We start from the raw sequence: 19,237 nt of genomic DNA, 5'->3' as shown, positions 1-19,237 counted from the left end.
TGGTTTAGCTATGGATTATAAAGTGTTTCTTGTATCCTCTATGCGTGAATCATATATTCATGGTCTCTGTATTTTCAGGTTTTATCTTTACTGATGACATCATGATAAAACAAATAGGGTTTGCTCTTGCTATTGGGATCTTGATTGATGCATTTCTGATTAGAATGATTTTTGTACCAGCAGTTATGTCTATGTTTGGTGACAAAGTTTGGTTGTTACCAAAATGGTTAGATAAACTTTTACCCAACTTAGACATTGAAGGAGAAAAATTAATTCAAGAACTTGAGAAGGATAGCAAATTAAAAAAGAAAAATGGATGAAAAAACAGAGGGTGGTCTTTTGACCATCCTCTGTTTGTATTTCTGGTGAGAAATGACAAGCGAAAAAATAAGAGTTCTCAGAAGCCATAGACTCTATTGACAAGCAGAATCCTTTAATTTATGATTGAGAATGAATCTCAATACCAATTATAAGGGGTAAATGATATGTCAAACAGAATAAACAAAAAACAAACTATTTTAATGCCTTTACTCTTACTAATTTCATCTTTGACTTTACTTGGTTGTACAGGTGAATCAGGAGAAGAGGAAACAGCAGCTTCAAGCACTGAAAATGAAAATACGATTACTCTAGCTTGGCCTAGGGATATAGGAGAACTGAATCCACATATCTATAATCCATCTCAGTTATTCTCTGTATCTATGGTATACGAACCTTTAGTTAGCTACCAAGATGGAGGAGAGTTAAAACCGCATTTAGCGGAATCATGGGAAATTTCCGAAGACGGAAAAGAATATGTATTCAACCTTCGTCAAGATGTGAAATTTTCCGATGGCACAAGTTTTAATTCCGAGATTGTGAAAAAGAACTTTGATGCTATATTGAAAGATGTTGATTTACATAGTTGGTTAGGATTTATACCGTTAATTGATCAAACAGAGGTCCTAGATGAGTATACGTTTAAATTAACATTATTGGAACCATATTATCCTACTATTCAGGAGTTAGCTGTTGTTCGGCCTGTCCGTTTCCTAGGGGAAGCAGGATTTCCTGAAGATAATGACACTTCAAAAGGTGTAGCAAAACCAGTCGGTACAGGCCCTTGGGTATTGGATGAATATAAGGTTGATGAATTTGCTACTTTCACACGTAATGAAAGTTATTGGGGAGAACTACCAGATGTAGAGAAAATTAAAGTCAAAGTCATTCCTGATGCGGAGACAAATGTGCTTGCTTTTGAAAAAGGCGAGTTAGACCTCATATACGGTGAAGGGGTTATCAACCTGGATTCTTTTAGACAATTAGAATCTACAGGTTCCTTTGAAACTAGTATTTCTGAACCGGTTGCTACTAGGCAAATAGTTATGAATACAAATAGAGAACTGCTTTCAGATATAAAGGTTCGTCAAGCATTACATTATGGATTTAACAAAGAAGCAATGGTTGATGGAGTGACATCCGGGTTGGAAGAAAAGGCTGACTATATCTTACCAACAAATATGCCATACACATCAAATGTGGATGTAACCGCGGTAAATTATGATAGTGAAAAAGCGGAACAATTACTAAATGAAGCAGGATGGAATTTACCGGAAGGGAAAGATATTCGGGAAAAAGATGGAAAGCCACTTGAAATCGAGTTAATGTATAATTCTGCTGAATCCATTCAAAAAACGATGGCGGAAACATTACAATCTGAGTGGGCGGCGATAGGTGTTAAATTAAATATTGTCGGGGTTGAACTTACGACTCAAGTTGAAAGATTTAAAGATAATGAGTTTGATATTAATTTCTTTAGTAACTATGGCGCTCCTTATGATCCACATACTTTTGTAAACATAGTTGCTACAGAAGGCTTTGGCTTTTACCAAGCGATTTCGTCTTATCCTAACAAAGATGAATTGTTGGAACAGATTGCTAAAGTTAAACAAACGACAGATGAAAATGAACGTCAAGAATTATACTCGGCAATTCTAGGTTCATTACAAGAGCAAGGTGCAATCGTACCTATTTCTTATATTAAGAAAATAGCAGTCTATCAAAAGGATGTCTCTAATTTCACATTCCCTGCTAACCGAGATGAACATCCATTTACGGGTATTAGTATCGAATAGTGAGCGACAGGAGATTTTCTTATGGGAACTTATATTTTGAAACGAATTCTGGCGATCATACCAATCTTCCTTTTGGTTACTCTATTAACATTTGGAATGATTAATTTATCACCAGTGGACCCTGCTGAGGCTTACTTAGTTGCTTCACATATCCAACCGACAGATGAGTTATTGGCCCAAAAAAGACAGGAATTTGGCTTAGACAAGCCGCTCGTTACACAGTATGTAAACACGATTATGAAGATCAGCCAATTTGACTTTGGTAAATCTTATATCACGAATAAACCTGTATGGGAAGAGGTTTCCTCCCGAATGCCAGCGACAATCCAATTAACATTTGGGAGCCTCTTCATCGCGATAGTAGTAAGTATTCCTCTTGGGTTTTTAGCCGGTATAAAGAAAAATAGTGCAATTGATCACTTTAGCCGTATTCTCTCTTTTATTGGGGCATCCATACCTTCCTTTTGGCTCGGATATTTATTCATATTTTTCTTTTCTGTTAAACTTGATCTTTTCCCAGTAGAAGGTATAGGAACATGGAAACATCTAGTTTTACCTTCTTTAACTCTAGCGCTACCATTAATAGCTTTATATACGCGACTTTTACGTGCAAGCGTTCTTGAAAATCTACAAGAGCCATATATACTTTTTGCGCGGACGAGAGGCATTCAGGAAAAAGCGATAATGGGAAAACATGTCTTGAAAATTGCCATTTCACCTATGATTACGGGACTTGGAATGAATTTAGGGAAATTGATGACTGGTACCATAATTGTTGAGGCGGTCTTTTCGTGGCCAGGGTTCGGGCGGTATTTTATTGAGGCTATTTTTAACCGTGATGTCCCTGTAATTCAATGTTATGTGCTGTTAGCCGCGGCTATATTCATTTTTAGCAATCTTATTATCGATCTTTTGCAAATGTATATTGATCCACGTATTTCTAGAAAAGGAAGGCAACATCAATGATTGCAAAGATTCGTATTCTATTAAAAAGCGAAAAAGTGATTGTCCTTTGTTCTGTAATATTATGTGTACTCTTTTTCATTGCTATTTTTGCTCCATGGCTCGTACCTAATGACCCGACTTTTGTTAATTTAGCTGTTAAACTTCAGTCCCCTTCATTCGATTATCCATTAGGAACAGACCATTTAGGAAGATGTACGTTTTCGCGTATCTTATATGGTGCACGTATATCTCTAGGGTTTGCGTTATTGATTTTCATTTCATCTTTAAGTATCGGTCTGATCGTTGGTATTATTGCTGGTTATCGAGGTGGCTGGGTGGATCAGCTGTTAATGAGATTTGGTGATGGTGTAATGGCATTTCCAAATCTTTTGCTTGTTCTCGGTTTAGTGGGGATATGGGGAGCTGGTCTTAAACAAGTCATCTTAGCATTAATTTTTGTGCAATGGGTTTACTATGCAAGAGTCATCCGCGGAATGGTCCTAAGCCTGAAAGAACAAAACTATATTACTGCAGCTAGAATTAGTGGTTCTTCTCAATGGACGATTATGAAGAAACATGTCATTCCCAATGTCCTTCCACCGCTAGCAGTAATGGGAACATTGGAAATGGGTTGGGCTATTATGGATTTATCCTCCATGTCTTTTTTAGGTTTAGGCGTGCAACCTCCTACTCCAGAGTGGGGAGCGATGATTCATGAAGGGAAATCTTATATTAGGACAAATCCAGAACTAATGCTGTATCCAGGCTTAATGATTATGCTCGTAGTCATTACCTTTAATTTATTGGGCGAAGCACTATCGGAACGTTTTGGGATTAAACGTCGGTAATACACAGAAAAGGAGGGATGAATAGTGGAATCGAGTAAGCGTAATATTTTAAATGTCAAAGACTTACATGTTGAAGTGAAAACGAAAGATGGTATATCTACACTTGTTAAGGATATTAATTTTGGTATTGAAAAAGGGAAGATACTGGGGCTTGTTGGGGAAAGTGGTAGTGGTAAAACAGTCACAAGTATGTCTATCCTACAGCTACTTGATCAGAAAAACATGGAAGTTCAAGGAAGCATTACACTTCAAGATAGAGAATTGAATGGTTTAGGGAACAAAGAAATGCGTGGTATTCGAGGGAAGGAAATTGCCTTTATTATGCAAAATCCGATGAATGCCTTTACTCCTGTTTTTACGATTGGCTATCAATTTGTTGAAACAATCAGGTCTCATACTTCATTAAATAAGAAACAAGCAATGGAGCTTGCCATTGATGTGATGAAAAGTGTAAACTTGCCAGAACCAGAAAAATTATTAAAAAAGTACCCTTTTCAATTGAGTGGCGGAATGCTTCAGCGTGTAATGATTGCTATGTCCGCTTGTTTACATCCCTCTGTTATTATTGCTGATGAACCAACTACAGCTCTTGATCTTCATAACCAATTATTAGTACTTCGCTTATTAGATAAAATTCGTTCTGAATATGGAACGTCTATTTTACTCATTTCTCACGATCTTGGTGTAATTTCGGAAATGGCAGATGATGTTATCGTGATGCAACATGGAAGAATTGTAGAAGCTGGGAATGTGTTTGAACTATTTGACAATCCACACCATGACTACACAAAGAAGTTACTTAGAACAAGGCCAACCTTAGATTATGAACAACCTATTACTCATATATTGTGACATTTAGAGTGTAATCTTTAAGGGGGGACCAATGCGCTTATTACAGGTAAACCGAGTGAATCATAGCTATAATTCCAAAAGATTTTTTAAATGGAAAGATCAGATTAATAATGCACTGATTGACATTTCCTTTTCAATTGAAGAAGGAAAGTGTTTAGGCTTGCTTGGCACAAGTGGAGCCGGTAAAAGCACCTTAGGGAAAGTTATTCTTGGCATACAACGTCCACAGCAAGGTCAGATTCTTTTTCAAGGACACGACATTTATAATGCCGATAAGCGAACTCGCCAAATGCTACGCCGGGATCTACAAGTTGTTTTTCAAGATTCATATTCAGCTGTTAACCCTCGCATGACAGCTGAACGTATTATAAGCGAACCATTAGAAAACTATGAAAAACTAACAGTAGGTGAACGAAGAAAAACAGTTATTTCCTTATTGGAACGAGTAGACTTAAGTGAAAAGGATTTAAAGAAATACCCTCACCAATTTAGCGGAGGACAATTGCAAAGGATTAATATTGCTAGAGCAATCTCTCTTAAACCGAAGTTAATCGTTTTAGATGAATCGGTTAGTAGTGTAGATATGGTTACACAAAGTTTAATATTAGACCTATTAAAGGGATTAAAAGAGGATTTCGGCTTATCATACCTTTTTATTACACATGATATTAAAGCCGCCTTTTCAATCTCTGATACTATTGGTGTACTTGAAAAAGGAGAATTAATTCAGATGTATGATTCAAAAGATCAGTTTTTTTCCTCCAAACACCCCGTAGTTATGCAAATGAAAGACTCCATTCTTGCTGAACACCCTCGTTTTCGTTCAATTTCAACTAGGGTTTAGTCTTGGGGCGTGCGGAGTACCTAAATTAAATGTGATGAAATTTCTTTGATATTAAAATATTAATAGTGCTTGCCCTTCTCAACTAAATCGATAGGGTAAGCACTTTTTTTATTTTGTAAAACTATATTGTGTTTTTTAGCGCATTCGACAAGGGTGAGGACCAAATCATTTATCAGAGGGCTCGAATCCGCTCTAGGCTGACGCTTTCCGCGGGCGATGCTTCAGTTCAGCCTCCTCGAAAAAGGCTAATTATTCATTAACCTTTTGAGTCACTCTCTTAATGCATATCACTTTTTTTATCTTCTTGGTCTATCACTTTAGGGACATGCTTGAAAATTTCCTGAGACTCAAGGAAATCCACTAAGCGACTAATCCAGTCAAAGTATTCTAACGATAGGTCAGAATTCTTCATATATGTTTTTGTTTCCTCTTTTAAGGAATCACTAGCCTGATCATCTTTTAATATTTCTTGAAGGTCTTGTTGAATCTTTCTTTCAATATTTTTATTTTTTGTAATTACTTCTTTCCAATTAGAGGTGAATAGAGAAATGAAGATTTGATAATAATCTCTTTCAACAGTGTAATAATCTTTGCGTGACCCTTTAACAAATGTTTTTTCTGCGATGTTTAAACGAACCATTTCTCTCAATACTTGGCTCATTCGAGTTTTACTCATGCCTGTCTTTTCTGATAGAGTCTCTAAGTCTAACGCCTTGCCCTCAAAATAGATAAATGCTATAACACGTCCGATTGTACCTGGGAAACCATATGACTTCATGTTTTCTGCAATTTGTTCAATTATTCTATTATTCACAGACTCTAACTTCTCTTCGCTATTCATATATCACCTTTCCCCCCTCGCCTTTAATTCCACTATGATTAAGGTTATCATAAATAAATTATCTTTAAAAGTTGGTAAATATAAAGGATTTCATCGTAAATCGACGATATTGTAAGAAGAACAACTTTGTACACCTTGTAAACTTATTAGTTTACGTTGTTTATACTATTTTAAGATTATATGGTGTTTTTAAAATAATTTATGTTTAGGTAGAATGAGGGAGTCGAACAAATCGAATCATTTAGCAGTTTAGGGGGAAGGCATTTGATACAGCTAAAGAAGATTAGCAAAGTCTATGACGATGGCTTTCAAGCATTAAAAGACATTGATCTCGTATTTGAAGAAGGGAAAATCAATGTGTTGATTGGTCCTAGTGGTTGCGGAAAGACTACTACAATGAAACTATTAAACCGTTTAACAGAGTATACAGACGGCCAAATTTTAATAGACGGTGAAAACTTAAAACAAATGAATCCAATTGAGCTTCGGCGCCAAATGGGTTATGTCATTCAAAGTATTGGCTTATTTCCGCATATGACTATTGCCGATAACGTAGGTACTGTACCAAAACTATTAAAGTGGGACAAACAGCGGATAAGGCAAAGAGTAGATGAACTACTAAAAATGGTTAATCTTGAACCAAATACGTTCAGAAACCGTTATCCAGGTGAATTAAGTGGTGGTCAGCAACAGCGAATTGGTGTTATTCGGGCACTTGCTGCAGAACCTTCTACTATTCTTATGGACGAACCTTTTAGTGCACTTGATCCAATTAGTAGAGAACAGTTGCAAGATGAACTTGTTCGTCTTCAAAAGGAAATTAATAAAACCATTGTTTTTGTGACACACGATATGGATGAGGCTTTGAAAATTGCCGATCAAATTATTTTAATGAAGGATGGCCAAGTTGTTCAAAAAGGATCACCAAGTGAATTATTAGCAAATCCAGCCAATAATTTCGTCAAGGAATTTATTGGTACGGAACGATTAGAGAATGCTAAATCATTGCCTCCGTTTCATGAGTTCATCCAATTAGATTATCCATCTATGTCATCTCAACATACGGTCGATGATGTTATAGAGATCATGATCTCGAGTAATGTGTCGGAAATTCCTATAGTAGACTCGGATGGGAAATATGAGGGGATTGTTAGTCTTTATAATGTTCTTGCAAACAAACAAGATAACTTAAAAGAGTTAATGGACACTCGAATTAAACCAGTATTGGATAACACAGATGTAAATACAGTAATGAAAGAGATGAACAAGAATCAAAATTCGATATTACCAATCATTTCAGAAACCCATAACTTGATAGGGATCGTGGATCGGAGTCGATTGTTTCAAGCTTTACACCAAATTTATGAGAGTAAGAGTGGTGAGGCATAAATGGAACCAATCATGGATTACCTGGCTTTTTGGCAGGAAAAGTATGGATCTATATTAGGGTATACCTACGAACATATGGTTATATCTTTTGTTGTTATTTTCTTATCGGTATTAATAACAGTACCGTTAGCAATTTACATGACAAAAATGAAAAGTGAGAAGATTAAAAATCTAATTTTCAATATCTCAAATGTTTTTCAAACGATTCCTACGGTTGCATTGTTAGCAATTATGATCCCAATTATGGGAATTGGATTTAAGCCAGCGGTTGCGGCATTATTTTTATATGCACTTTTGCCTTTATTACGTAATACTTATGCTGGAGTACAATCGATTGACCCAGCTATTGTCGAAGCAGCTAAAGGAATGGGATTTAGTACGTACCAAAGGCTTTTTAAAGTTGAACTGCCAGTAGCACTTCCTTATGTTATGTCAGGAATACGTGTAACTACCGTGTATATTATTAGCTGGACAACACTTGCTGCTCTTATTGGTGCAGGAGGTTTAGGTGACTTAGTGTTAGCGGGAATTGGCTATAACGATAAACATATGATTTTCACTGGTACAATCCTAGCTATTGCGATTGCATTACTTTTAGATTTATTTTTTGGGAAAATGGAAAGAAGGTTTTCTAAAGCCTAATATATATTAATAGAAGAAAAGGGGATTTTTAGTATGAGAAAGATGATTTTCAGTAGTTTATTTGCAGGAGTATTACTTACGGTTACAGGTTGTGATAATAGCAACTCTTCAGAGGGAGGACAAGTATTCGAATTTGGAGCACAGAAAAATACAGATCCAAAAATTGTCGCTCAAATCGTTAAACAATTAGTAGAAGATCAAACGGATCATGAAGTGAATATTACAGAAGATATACCAGCTAGTCCACAGGTAATGGCGGCAATTGATCGAGAAGAATTCGATTTTGCTTTACTATACTCTGGTGAAGTTTACAACAATCATTTTGATGAAGATGAAGTGGAATATTCTACAGATCCTGAACAAACAATTACACAAGCACAAGCTCTATTTGGGGAAGAATATAACATGAAATGGTATGACTCGATTGGATTTAGTAACCAGTATGGAATTGCTATCCAAGGTCAGTTTGCAGAAGAAAACAACATTACAACGATGACAGAATTAGGAGAATATGCAGAAAACCTTACACTTGGAACGGATAATTCCTGGATTGAACGTGCAAATGATGGATATCAAGGATATCAAGAAGCTTATGGGTACGAATTCGGAGATGCAAGAGGAATGGACGTAGCGTTAATGTATGCAGGTATTGAAAATGATGATTTAGATGTTGTAACAGCATACACAGTTGATCCACAAATTTTAGAATATGATTTGAAGCTGTTAGAAGATGATCAGAAATTTTTCCCGCCATATGACGCTTCATTAGTTGCAAGAAATCAAGTGATTGAGGAACATCCGGAAGTTAGTGAAATCCTCGACTCTCTTGTTGACTCAATTAGCACAGACGAAATGACAGCTTTAATTCATGAAGTAGATATTAATGAACGTAGCACAGAAGAGGTAGCTAGCGAGTTTTTACAGGAAAAAGGACTACTAGAATAATAAAAAAAGGTGATATGATATGAGCTTCATCACTGAATTAAGTCAGTATATGGTTGAAAACTACACAGAATTATTGTCTTTAACAGTTGAACATATACTAATGGTAGTCTATGGAATTGCGCTTGCACTTCTAGTAGGAATTCCATTAGGTATTATCGCTGCTAGATATGAAAAGTTGGCACCGTTTATTATTTCAATAACCAATATCCTTCAATTAGTCCCGAGTTTAGCGATGTTAGCTATCCTAATGCTCTATTTCGGATTAGGATTTCAAACGATGGTGATCGGCTTATTCTTTTACTCCTTACTTCCAATCGTAAGAAATACGTACGTTGGGATAAAAGAAGTTGATGACAGTATCATGGAGGCAGGTAAAGGGTCTGGTATGACTCCGATGCAATTGTTGGCCAAAGTTCAATTGCCCCTGTCCATCCCTTTTTTAATGGCTGGATTACGAGTTGCAGCTGTTATAGCTGTTGCAGTTGCTTGTATTGGCCCATATATTGGGGCCGGAGGTTTAGGTAAAGAAATTATTTCAGGAATCAGCCTCCAATCAGATGTTAAAATTTACGCTGGTGCAATCCCAGCAACATTATTAGCACTTATTGCCGACTTCATTTTAGGTAGAATTGAGAAAAAAGGTAAACAAAGAATAGCTTAAAGATTTTGTTAGTTTGAAGATTAATGAAAAAGTTAGTTAGAAAGGTTGTCTATATTGGTATTTAATATAAAAGATTCCGAGAAAAGGGAAATTAAAACAGATTACCCAAGAGAAATAAATAAAATTGAGAATGTGTGGATTCCGATGTCTGACGGTGCCAAATTGGCCGCAACGATATGGTTACCGAAAGATGCCGAAGAAAATCCAGTGCCAATCATTCTTGAATATCTTCCTTATCGAAAAAGTGATTTTACGGCTATTCGAGATTCCATTAGACATCCCTATTTTGCCGGTCACGGCTATGCTAGTATTCGCGTTGATATTAGAGGGGCCGGGGATTCTGATGGTATTTTACTCGATGAATATTTAAAGCAGGAACAAGATGATGCGTTAGAAGTGCTAGATTGGATAGAGAAACAGCCATGGTCTACTGGATCAGTAGGCATGATCGGGAAATCATGGGGAGGATTTAATGGCCTTCAGGTTGCATCCCGACAACATCCTGCGTTGAAAACAATTATTACTTTGTGCTCTACAGATGACCGTTATGCAGACGATGTTCATTATCGAGGTGGCAATGTATTAGCATCTGATATGCTTTGGTGGGCTTCAACTATGTTTGTCTACAACGCAAGACCGCAAGACCCTAAAGTCGTTGGTTCTAGTTGGAAAGAAAATTGGTTAGACCGATTGGAAAACACACCTCCATTTGTTGAAAATTGGATGCAACACCAACGCAGAGATTCCTATTGGAAACATGGATCAATTGGTGAAGATTATTCCGATGTCCAAATACCTGTCTTTGCTATCAGTGGGTGGCAAGATGGTTATACGAATGCTGTATTTAGATTACTAGAAAACTTACCGAATGAAAGTAAGGGCTTAGTCGGACCTTGGGCACATGAATATCCTGAAGTGGCAACACCTGAACCTGCAATTGGATTTTTACAGGAGTGTTTAAGGTGGTGGGACCAGTGGTTAAAAGGTGAAGATACTGGTATCATGAATGAGCCTAAATTGATATCATGGATTCAAGACAGTGAATTACCTGCTGTTAGCTATCCGGAAAGACCAGGTAAGTGGGTAGCTGATCAATCTTGGCCCCCTGAAAGTGTTAAGGAACAATCGCTTTGGTTGTTAGAAGATAAGCTAGTAAAGGAAGTCAAGGACGGGGAAACAATAAGTATTCCGAGTATACAGGAACATGGGTTTTACTCAGGAGTATTCTGTCCGTTTGGTCAACCAGGTGATCTGCCAGCTGACCAACGTCTTGAGAACGGAAAATCTGTTGTATTTACATCAGAGCCAATGCAAGGAACGGTGGATCTACTAGGACATCCAATTTTTAATGCTGAATTGTCTTCAGACCAGGAAAATGCATTAGTAGCAGTTAGATTATCGGACAAAGCACCAACAGGTGAGTCAACACTTATCAGTTGGGGAATGTTGAACCTGACACATCGTAACTCACATGAACATCCTGAACCATTGGAACCAGGGATGAAATATAAAATATCTGTTCAACTTGATGCTTTAGGACAACAAATACCTGAGGGGCATCGATTGGAAGTAGCGGTATCACCAAACTACTGGCCACAAGCATGGCCATCCCCAAAGCCAGTGACGTTGAGCATTTATTCGGGGAAAGATACAAACATCACATTGCCTATTAGAACGGCACAAGTGGAAGATGAATCATGTGGTCAGTTTAGCAGACCTGAAACAGCTGAGGTAATGGAAAAAGAAATTAAACGAACGGAAAATAGAACAAGAAGTGTGTCGCATGATTTGGTTAATGGAATTTGGACATTAGATGATTTCTCTGACGAGGGTGAAAGAAAATTACCTGTGAACGGCTTAGAGCATGGAAGCATCAATAAAAACACTTACACGATAAGAGAGAATGACCCACTGTCTGCTCGCGTAGTATGCGAATGGGAATTAACAGTTGGTCGAGACGAATGGCGAACTAAATTGAAAAGCTATAGTGAAATGACTAGTGATGAAACAACATTCTATTTAACTAATACAATGACGGCATTTGAAAATGATAAAGAAGTTTTTAATAAAACATGGAAGACAGATATTCCAAGAGATTTTGTGTGAAAAAGTTCCACGGTATAATTTTACCGTGGAATTTACTATATAAAAAAGAGTAACAAAATTGCTTATGCTTCTGTAAATGTATTGTTCATAAAAACACTAAAAAAAGTGCTTGTCCCTCGCAATGAAGCGAAGGGGCAAGCACTTTTTTTTAGTATAAAACTACACTGTGTTTATTTAGCAGACTCAGGTACTGCCAGTCCAAGATTTGCTGCAACGCCGGATCCTAGTTCCGGATCAACTTTATAGAAAAGAGCAATCTGACGAAGTTTAATTTCATCTCTTTCGACGTCACGCATGTGATCAGCGGTATGTCTCCTGTAATCCGAGTTATGTATATCTGCAAGTTGAGAATTAGGGTAAATAATAGTATTTAATGCAACTATATTAGATTCCAAATATTTGAAAAACACCAAAAAATCTGATATTATTTAAGTTTTATATACAATAATAACTAGTGGAGTTTGATTTTGGTAGACTTAAAATTCTAGAAATAAAATCACGAGGAGGATAATATGAACAATGTATATCAAGAAGGCAAGGATTTTGCAAAGGCCTACATACAACCTTACACGGAATTGACAGATAAGGAGTCGAAATTCCCTGAAGAATCCTTCAAGGAACTAGGCGAAAAGGGCTTTTTGAAATTGCTTGTGCCTGAAGAATATGGTGGATTTGGCAAAGGGCTTGAAGAGCATGCTCAGGCTTGTTTAGCATTTGCAGAGGCATGTTCTACAACTGCTCTTTGCTACATGATGCATAATGTTGCATTAATGTGTGTTGTAACTCATGGAAGTGACGAACTTAAGAAAAAGATTTTTTTAGACATCGTAGAAAAAGGAGAATTCTTGGCTTTAGCCTTCAGCGAGATTGGAACAGGAACACATTTCTATAATCCGGAAATTTCTGCTGAGGTTAACGGTGACAACACAATTTTTAACGGAACAAAGAGCATGGTAACATCTGCAACGTATGCTTCCTACTATCTCGTTCTTGCACCATCTGTTGAAGAAGGAAAAATAAACAACTGGGTGTTCCCTATGGAGAAACAAGGCTTAACTTTTGAAATGTCTAATTGGAATGGTCTTGGAATGAGGGGTAACTCGTCATGTCCAATGCACATTGATCATGTGACGTTGGACTCCTCTTACCGTCTTGGAGAAGAAGGTTCTGGTGAAGATCAGGTATTCAATGTCGTAGCACCATTCTTCATCACCGGACTAGGATCAGTATACAGCGGTACTGCCATGCATATGTTTGAAGAAGTTAGCAATCATGCTGTGGATAGGAAATATCCAGATGGAAGTTCACTTTCAACTATTGAAATGGTACAAACGCATATTGGACATATCTATAAAAATGCGGCAGCAGCGAGAGCCATTACTTTAGACGCTGCGAGTGCGGGTGCCAATGAAGAATCTGATGCACTTGTAAAGATTTTAGCGGCAAGAGTCTTTGCTTCAGAAGCAGCCATTGAATGCGGAAGACTTGCAATGAGAGTTGGAGGAGGAAAAGCTTATAATAAGGCTCTTCCTATTGAAAGACTTCTGAGAGATTCATATGCTGGACAAGTTATGGCCCCAAGTTCCGACGTTTTGACGATTTGGCTTGGAAAAACACTAACAGGACAGATGATTCCATAAAAACAAAAAGGAGTGAGTCTATTGAATAACGATCGAATAAAAGTAGGAGCTGTTATTTATAATCCGACAGTTACAGTTATCTGGGGGGTCATCGCTGATTTTTTCAAAGAGGAAGGACTTGAAATAGAATGTGTCTTCTATAAGGACTATGAAGGTCAGGTTGACGGATTAATGAACAAGGAAATAGATATCGCCTGGAATTCTCCTTTAGCGTGGTTGGACACTTATTCGAGAACCGATGGGAAATGCCAGATGGGTTCAATGAGAGATACGGATAGAGACCGAAAGACCTGCTTCATAGTCAGAAAAGATAGTGGCATATCAAATCTTGTTGAGCTAAAGGGTAAGACGATTGGCTTTGGAGCTAAAGACTCGCCTCAAGCAAGGTTGATACCAACCAACCATTTATATAAAAATGGACTAGAGTATGGAGAGGACTACACGGAGAAAATGTTTAATGTTGGCGTCGGCCTGCATGGAGACCATATTGGTGGAGAGTTAGATGCCATTAAAGCATTGATGACAGGAACTGTAGACGCAGCTGTTACTCTGGATTTAAACTGGGAAGCTTGGATAAAGGATGGCACTATTGACGAAAATCAATTGGTTTGTATGGATACAACTGCTTTGTTTGACCATTGTATTTTCGTAGCACATCCTGATTTTTCAACTGAAAAGTTCATAGAATGGGAAAAAGTGCTTCATAAAATGGATTACAACAATGAAGACCATAAGAAGATGATGGATATGGAAGGCTTGAAGGAATGGGTTGAAGGCAGAATCACAGGATTTCAGCAATTACGTGAAGCTACTGACTATCTCAAGTTCTTTAATAAGTAATTCCTGGTGAATCATTCTTTAAGCTACTATAAATAAACCGTTTCTATTAAACTAGTTTATTAGTAGCATTCTAAGGAGAAGCGTGGTTTATCCATTGCTTCTCTTTTAACTATTCTTTTAACTATTTATATCGACTTTAGGAGATGAAAAACATGAAAAGTTCTTTACCGCTTTTTCCTACTTCTTTAATGGGAAGCATGCCTAGATCTAAAGAGGTTTTAAGCGCCCTCAGAAAGATTAGAAGAGGAACTATGGACCCTAACGACTTTAACAAGCTTATTGAGATGGAAACCCAAAAAGTCATTAAGTTACAAGAGGACCTGGGGATAGACATAATCACGAGTGGAGAGATTGGACGGGATAACTATGTGTCCTTCGTTTCCAATAAAATTGATGGCGTAAGAATGATGAGCATGAGTGAAATGCTTGATTATATTGATGATAAAAAAGCTTTTGAGAACATTTTGACCACGCTCGATGTTCCAGCAGTCAGTATTAAAAATGCTATTTGTGTCGGCAAACTGAAATAAAAAAGGTGATATTGTCGCAGATGAGCTTAGGGTTTTGAGGAAATATACCGATAAACCCGTTAAAGTAACATTACCAGGTCCTTATCTCCTTACTAGATCGATGTGGGTGCCTAATCTCTCAGGTGAATTTTACGACAATAAGGAAGAACTTGGGCAAGATGTTATAAAAATTTTAAAGAAAGAGATAGACAATCTAATCCACATAGGAGTCGATGTGATTCAATTTGATGAACCGGTTTTGACCGAGGTAGTCTTTACTGACGGAAATCCAAGGTCATTTATGTGCGCTGCTCTTTCCGAAAGAAAGGATCCTAAAGAGGAGCTCGAATTCGCTAGTTCCTTGATTGGACAAATTATGGAGCATATAGATAGAACTAAGACAGTTGCTTCTCTTCATGTCTGCAGAGGTAACTGGAGCAAAGATGAGAGCATATTATTAACAGGTCCATATACTCCACTACTTGAGTTATTTGCCAACGTGAATCCAGATCTTTTAACACTTGAATTCTCAACACCAAGGGCAGGGGAGCTGAGCTCACTATTAGCTGATACAAGAATTGGAGAGGAAACAGCACTTGGTTTAGGAGTGGTGAATCCACGAACAGACGAAATAGAGACAGTGGACACCATCCTCTCAAGAGTGGAAGAGACAATGAATTACCTTCCGAATGAAAAGATATGGCTCAATCCTGATTGCGGTTTTGCAACCTTCTCATGCAGTCCAGTTAACATACTTGAAAATATCTCGGGAAAAATACGATCAGTGACAGAAGCGGCTTCCTTGTTAAGGAGAAAGTATGAGTAACAAGTCGAAGAATGAAGTGAACACATTATATGAGTCTAGGATATTTGATATGAATTTTAGGGGCACATCAAATGATCTCTCATCTGTCAAAATTTACACAAACAAAAACAGTATCCAGATAGAAAAACAAATAAGCTTTGATTCAGATGACGAAAAAATCAGCAGCCTTGAATACTTTGCAGGATCGGTTTTAAGTAGCATAATATTAACTCTCTTAGAGCAGTCGAAAAAAAGGCTTCCATTATTGAAGAGATTGAAGGAGTTTTAAATCTATCGCTAGAAAATCCGCTCTCCTTGCTTGATGTAAGAGGTTATGATGAAGAACCATTTATTAGAAAAATAACCGTAACCGTGTATTTATTCGCTGATCTTGAGGAAAATGATTTTATTGAATTTTGCACCAAGGCGCTTAAAAATTCAGCTGTTTACAATACTTTGAAGAGATCTATGGAACTTGAGGTACTATTTAAAAAGCTTGTATGAGGAGGGACACAGGGACAGGTACCTTGTCCCTGCTCCTCTATCTGTAATTGTTTCTTTGGAAAGAAATTAATGAAAAATTTTTAATTTGGCAGGGTTCTTGTTCTTTTTGTAGAATAATAATCTTATATTGTTCTACCCCTCAATATTCTTCCTTCTATACCACATATCACATTTCTCTTCAATTTTTAAGTGTTATAAAGTTAACAGTCCTCTCTTTCCCGTACGTTTTTTCTGCACATTCTCTTCATATATTAAAAACCTCCCCTACAAATGTAACTCCTAATGGTGGAATCATTGTTTCCTTGTTTTGTATAAAACTTTTTGTGAGGTGGTGTTTATTGCCAAGGAAAGCAAGAAAAAAGAGCAGCACAGGTGTCTATCATGTGATGCTAAGAGGTATTAATAGGCAAACTATATTTGAAGATGACGAGGATAAGAGCAAGTTTATTGCGACCCTAGCAAAGTATAAAGAAGTAAGCGGTTTTCAACTGTATGGGTATTGTTTAATGGATAATCATGTTCATCTGTTAGTTAAGGAAATGAAGGAGTGCGTGTCAATTGCTTTAAAGAGAATCAGCTCGAGTTATGTGTACTGGTACAACAAGAAATATGAGCGGTGCGGCCATTTATTTCAGGAGAGATTTAAAAGTGAAAATGTTGAAAGCGAGGCTTATTTTATAATAGCACTGAGGTATATTCATCAAAATCCGTTAAAGGCTGGGTTGGTAAAGAGTGTTTGGGAGAGTGATTGGATGAGTATCGATGAGTATGTTCATAAAGTGAAATTCACTGATATTGATAGGGCATTGAATTTATTTTCGATCAATAGAAAAACCGCAGTGGGAAGATTCGTCGCTTACATGCAAGAAACTAATGATGATCAATGTTTGGATCTAGAAGAAAGGGTAAAATTTTCTGATAATCAGGTTAGAGAATTTCTTCGAGCAGCAGGAGTTAAGAGCAATAGTATGCTTCAGCAAATGGACATGGAAAACAGAAATGCAGTTGTTTCTACCCTTAAAAAGCGGAAGGGGGTGTCCATCCGCCAGATTTCGAGAATAACCGGAATTTCGAAAAGTGTTATTGATCGTATTAAGTGATCGAATCTTCCAAGGAACGGGGGTTCCGTGCATCCCCCCGTGCTTCTATAATGTTTGAGGGACATGGGACCTGTCCCCATGTCCCTCCGAGGGACAAAATTCTATGGTTGCTAATATCTGCTATGGAATAAGAGATTTCGCAAATGTTATTTGTCCTTTATAATAAGGGAGGATATCATAGTTTTATAAAAGGAAATTATTTTTATATCATATAGGAGTTATATGTATAGAAGGAGGAAGATTCATTGACTGTTAATGGAGAAACCATGGTGGTTGAGGTAGACAATATAGATAGAAGAGGTGCAGGGCGAGCAGTTACTTGGCGGGAGAATGAACTTGGAAATAAGAAAAAGCTAAAACTGACTGTTCCAAAAACGCTTCCTGGTGAAAAGGTAAAAGTAACAGTGGATCGTCCTGAGCGTAAAAATAGAAAAGCAATACTTGATGAGATTTTGGAAGTCAGCCCAGATAGAGTAGACGTTCCGTGTCCTCATTTTGATAAATGTGGAGGCTGTGTCATGCAGCATTGGAATTATAATACCGGTCAGTTAGGTCACAAGACATCTCTTGTTAAACAGGCGTTGGAAGATCAAGGATTTGATCCAAATCTTGTACTTGATACCATTGGGATGGACGAGCCATGGCGTTATCGAAACAAGATGGAATTTACGTTTGCTCCAGATGGGGCGCTTGGCTTGCATGAACAAGGCAATTTCCGAAAAGTTATTTCTTTAGATACGTGCTTAATTGCAGGGGAAGAAATGGTGGAAGCGGCAATAGCTGTAGCCGAGTGGGTGAAAGATCATCAACTAGCAGGCTATCACAAAGAATTACATGAAGGCTTACTTAGACACTTGATGGTTAGACAGTCGTTTGCTACAGGGGAAATGATGCTCGCTCTTTTTGCTACAGAAGGACCTGAAGGAGAACTGCAAAAAGCAGTGGATGATTTAGTTGCTCGGATCGGAGAGAAGTTCTCTCAAGTTAAAAGTTTTTTGTGGATTGTAAATACTGACTGGGCTGATCGGACACAGGCAGAAAAAATTCATCAACTAGCAGGGCGTGATTTCATATACGATGAAATGGCAGGGTACCGTTTCCGTCTCTGGTTTGATACATTTTTCCAAACGAATCCAGCACAGGCTGAAAAATTGGTAGAACTAGCTCTTGAGTTAGGAAAACCGCAAGAAACCGAAAAGATGATTGATCTATTCTGTGGAGTAGGAACGTTCTCACTGCCGTTTGCCAGCAAAGTAGAAAAGCTAGCCGGCATTGAAATTGTCGAAAGTTCGATTGAATCAGCTAAGCGTAATGCAGTAGATAATGGCATTTCGAATACAACGTTTTTAGCTAAAGATGCGAGAAATGGTATTGATGAAATAATAGAGAGCTTTGGTAAGCCTGAGTTACTTTTACTAGATCCACCTCGTTCAGGTGCGGGTGGAAAAGTCATGAGAAGAATCGGGCGCTCACAACCGGAGCGTATTGTGTATGTCTCCTGTAATCCAGTAAGCTTTGCTGAGGATGTGAAAGAGCTCGAACAATTTGGTTATACCTTAAAAAATGTTCAGCCAGTCGATTTATTTCCGCATACTCTTCACGTGGAGTGTGTAGCACTATTAACTTTGTGAAGCTAAACAAAATGATATACC

The 19,237-nt window shown here is 37.6% G+C and carries 20 protein-coding genes; 18 read left to right on the top strand and 2 right to left on the bottom strand.

Annotated elements, in window-relative coordinates; all coding sequences use genetic code 11:
* Positions 1–59: 59 nt before the first annotated feature.
* From ACHABW_RS04140 to nikE, 6 genes are all read left to right on the top strand, one after another.
* On the top strand, positions 60–320 hold the full coding sequence (locus ACHABW_RS04140; RefSeq protein WP_435754177.1) for an MMPL family transporter: 261 nt from the start codon (positions 60–62) through the stop codon (positions 318–320).
* Between the two features lie 165 nt (positions 321–485).
* Entirely contained in the window at positions 486–2,114 is a 1,629-nt protein-coding gene (gene nikA, locus ACHABW_RS04135; protein WP_435754176.1) for a nickel ABC transporter substrate-binding protein, read from the top strand.
* Between the two features lie 21 nt (positions 2,115–2,135).
* On the top strand, positions 2,136–3,080 hold the full coding sequence (gene nikB / locus ACHABW_RS04130; protein ID WP_435754175.1) for a nickel ABC transporter permease subunit NikB: 945 nt from the start codon (positions 2,136–2,138) through the stop codon (positions 3,078–3,080).
* The gene (nikC, locus tag ACHABW_RS04125; RefSeq protein ID WP_435754174.1) at positions 3,077–3,907 is read left to right on the top strand and encodes a nickel ABC transporter permease subunit NikC; all 831 of its coding nucleotides are present in this window, start codon (positions 3,077–3,079) and stop codon (positions 3,905–3,907) included. The genes nikB and nikC overlap by 4 nt, the downstream gene beginning before the upstream one ends.
* A 24-nt stretch (positions 3,908–3,931) precedes the next feature.
* Positions 3,932–4,759 carry a nickel import ATP-binding protein NikD gene (gene nikD / locus ACHABW_RS04120; RefSeq protein ID WP_435754173.1) on the top strand — a complete coding sequence of 276 codons (828 nt, stop codon included), beginning with the start codon at positions 3,932–3,934 and terminating at the stop codon, positions 4,757–4,759.
* 31 nt (positions 4,760–4,790) lie between these two features.
* Complete coding sequence (nikE, locus tag ACHABW_RS04115) at positions 4,791–5,603, top strand: nickel import ATP-binding protein NikE (protein WP_435754172.1); 813 nt, start codon at positions 4,791–4,793, stop codon at positions 5,601–5,603.
* A gap of 277 nt (positions 5,604–5,880) precedes the next feature.
* Here nikE and ACHABW_RS04110 read toward each other — a convergent pair whose 3' ends face one another.
* Entirely contained in the window at positions 5,881–6,444 is a 564-nt protein-coding gene (locus ACHABW_RS04110; RefSeq protein WP_435754171.1) for a GbsR/MarR family transcriptional regulator, read from the bottom strand.
* Between the two features lie 264 nt (positions 6,445–6,708).
* On the opposite strand from ACHABW_RS04110, the gene ACHABW_RS04105 reads away from it, so the two are divergent.
* The 5 genes from ACHABW_RS04105 to ACHABW_RS04085 are packed head-to-tail and all read left to right on the top strand — an operon-like array spanning position 6,709 to position 12,187.
* Positions 6,709–7,833: a betaine/proline/choline family ABC transporter ATP-binding protein gene (locus tag ACHABW_RS04105; RefSeq protein ID WP_435754170.1), complete on the top strand. Its 1,125-nt coding sequence runs from the start codon at positions 6,709–6,711 to the stop codon at positions 7,831–7,833.
* A complete protein-coding gene (locus tag ACHABW_RS04100) occupies positions 7,834–8,475 on the top strand; it encodes an ABC transporter permease (RefSeq protein ID WP_435754169.1) in 642 nt (213 codons plus the stop codon).
* A gap of 33 nt (positions 8,476–8,508) precedes the next feature.
* Positions 8,509–9,420 carry a glycine betaine ABC transporter substrate-binding protein gene (locus tag ACHABW_RS04095; RefSeq protein ID WP_435754168.1) on the top strand — a complete coding sequence of 304 codons (912 nt, stop codon included), beginning with the start codon at positions 8,509–8,511 and terminating at the stop codon, positions 9,418–9,420.
* 19 nt (positions 9,421–9,439) lie between these two features.
* Complete coding sequence (locus tag ACHABW_RS04090) at positions 9,440–10,081, top strand: ABC transporter permease (protein ID WP_435754167.1); 642 nt, start codon at positions 9,440–9,442, stop codon at positions 10,079–10,081.
* 54 nt (positions 10,082–10,135) lie between these two features.
* Entirely contained in the window at positions 10,136–12,187 is a 2,052-nt protein-coding gene (locus tag ACHABW_RS04085) for a CocE/NonD family hydrolase (protein ID WP_435754166.1), read from the top strand.
* 170 nt (positions 12,188–12,357) lie between these two features.
* Here the strand turns inward: ACHABW_RS04085 and ACHABW_RS04080 are convergent, their stop codons facing one another.
* Positions 12,358–12,582 carry a catalase-related domain-containing protein gene (locus tag ACHABW_RS04080; protein ID WP_435754165.1) on the bottom strand — a complete coding sequence of 75 codons (225 nt, stop codon included), beginning with the start codon at positions 12,580–12,582 and terminating at the stop codon, positions 12,358–12,360.
* A gap of 117 nt (positions 12,583–12,699) precedes the next feature.
* Here ACHABW_RS04080 and ACHABW_RS04075 point away from each other — a divergent pair, with 117 nt between their 5' ends.
* From ACHABW_RS04075 to rlmD, 7 genes are all read left to right on the top strand, one after another.
* Entirely contained in the window at positions 12,700–13,827 is a 1,128-nt protein-coding gene (locus tag ACHABW_RS04075; protein ID WP_435754164.1) for an acyl-CoA dehydrogenase family protein, read from the top strand.
* Between the two features lie 21 nt (positions 13,828–13,848).
* On the top strand, positions 13,849–14,667 hold the full coding sequence (locus tag ACHABW_RS04070) for a phosphate/phosphite/phosphonate ABC transporter substrate-binding protein (RefSeq protein ID WP_435754163.1): 819 nt from the start codon (positions 13,849–13,851) through the stop codon (positions 14,665–14,667).
* A 152-nt stretch (positions 14,668–14,819) separates the two neighbouring features.
* Positions 14,820–15,197: a hypothetical protein gene (locus tag ACHABW_RS04065; RefSeq protein ID WP_435754162.1), complete on the top strand. Its 378-nt coding sequence runs from the start codon at positions 14,820–14,822 to the stop codon at positions 15,195–15,197.
* A 34-nt stretch (positions 15,198–15,231) separates the two neighbouring features.
* Positions 15,232–16,002: a hypothetical protein gene (locus tag ACHABW_RS04060; protein WP_435754161.1), complete on the top strand. Its 771-nt coding sequence runs from the start codon at positions 15,232–15,234 to the stop codon at positions 16,000–16,002.
* The gene (locus tag ACHABW_RS04055) at positions 15,995–16,270 is read left to right on the top strand and encodes a hypothetical protein (RefSeq protein WP_435754160.1); all 276 of its coding nucleotides are present in this window, start codon (positions 15,995–15,997) and stop codon (positions 16,268–16,270) included. The genes ACHABW_RS04060 and ACHABW_RS04055 overlap by 8 nt, the downstream gene beginning before the upstream one ends.
* A gap of 553 nt (positions 16,271–16,823) precedes the next feature.
* The gene (locus tag ACHABW_RS04050) at positions 16,824–17,585 is read left to right on the top strand and encodes a transposase (RefSeq protein ID WP_435754159.1); all 762 of its coding nucleotides are present in this window, start codon (positions 16,824–16,826) and stop codon (positions 17,583–17,585) included.
* A 266-nt stretch (positions 17,586–17,851) separates the two neighbouring features.
* On the top strand, positions 17,852–19,216 hold the full coding sequence (rlmD, locus tag ACHABW_RS04045) for a 23S rRNA (uracil(1939)-C(5))-methyltransferase RlmD (protein WP_435754326.1): 1,365 nt from the start codon (positions 17,852–17,854) through the stop codon (positions 19,214–19,216).
* The last annotated feature ends 21 nt before the right edge of the window (positions 19,217–19,237 follow it).

Source organism: Salipaludibacillus sp. CF4.18 (assembly GCF_051262595.1).
Taxonomy (GTDB): domain Bacteria; phylum Bacillota; class Bacilli; order Bacillales; family Salisediminibacteriaceae; genus Salipaludibacillus; species Salipaludibacillus neizhouensis.
This window is presented reverse-complemented; position numbering and strand designations above follow the sequence as displayed.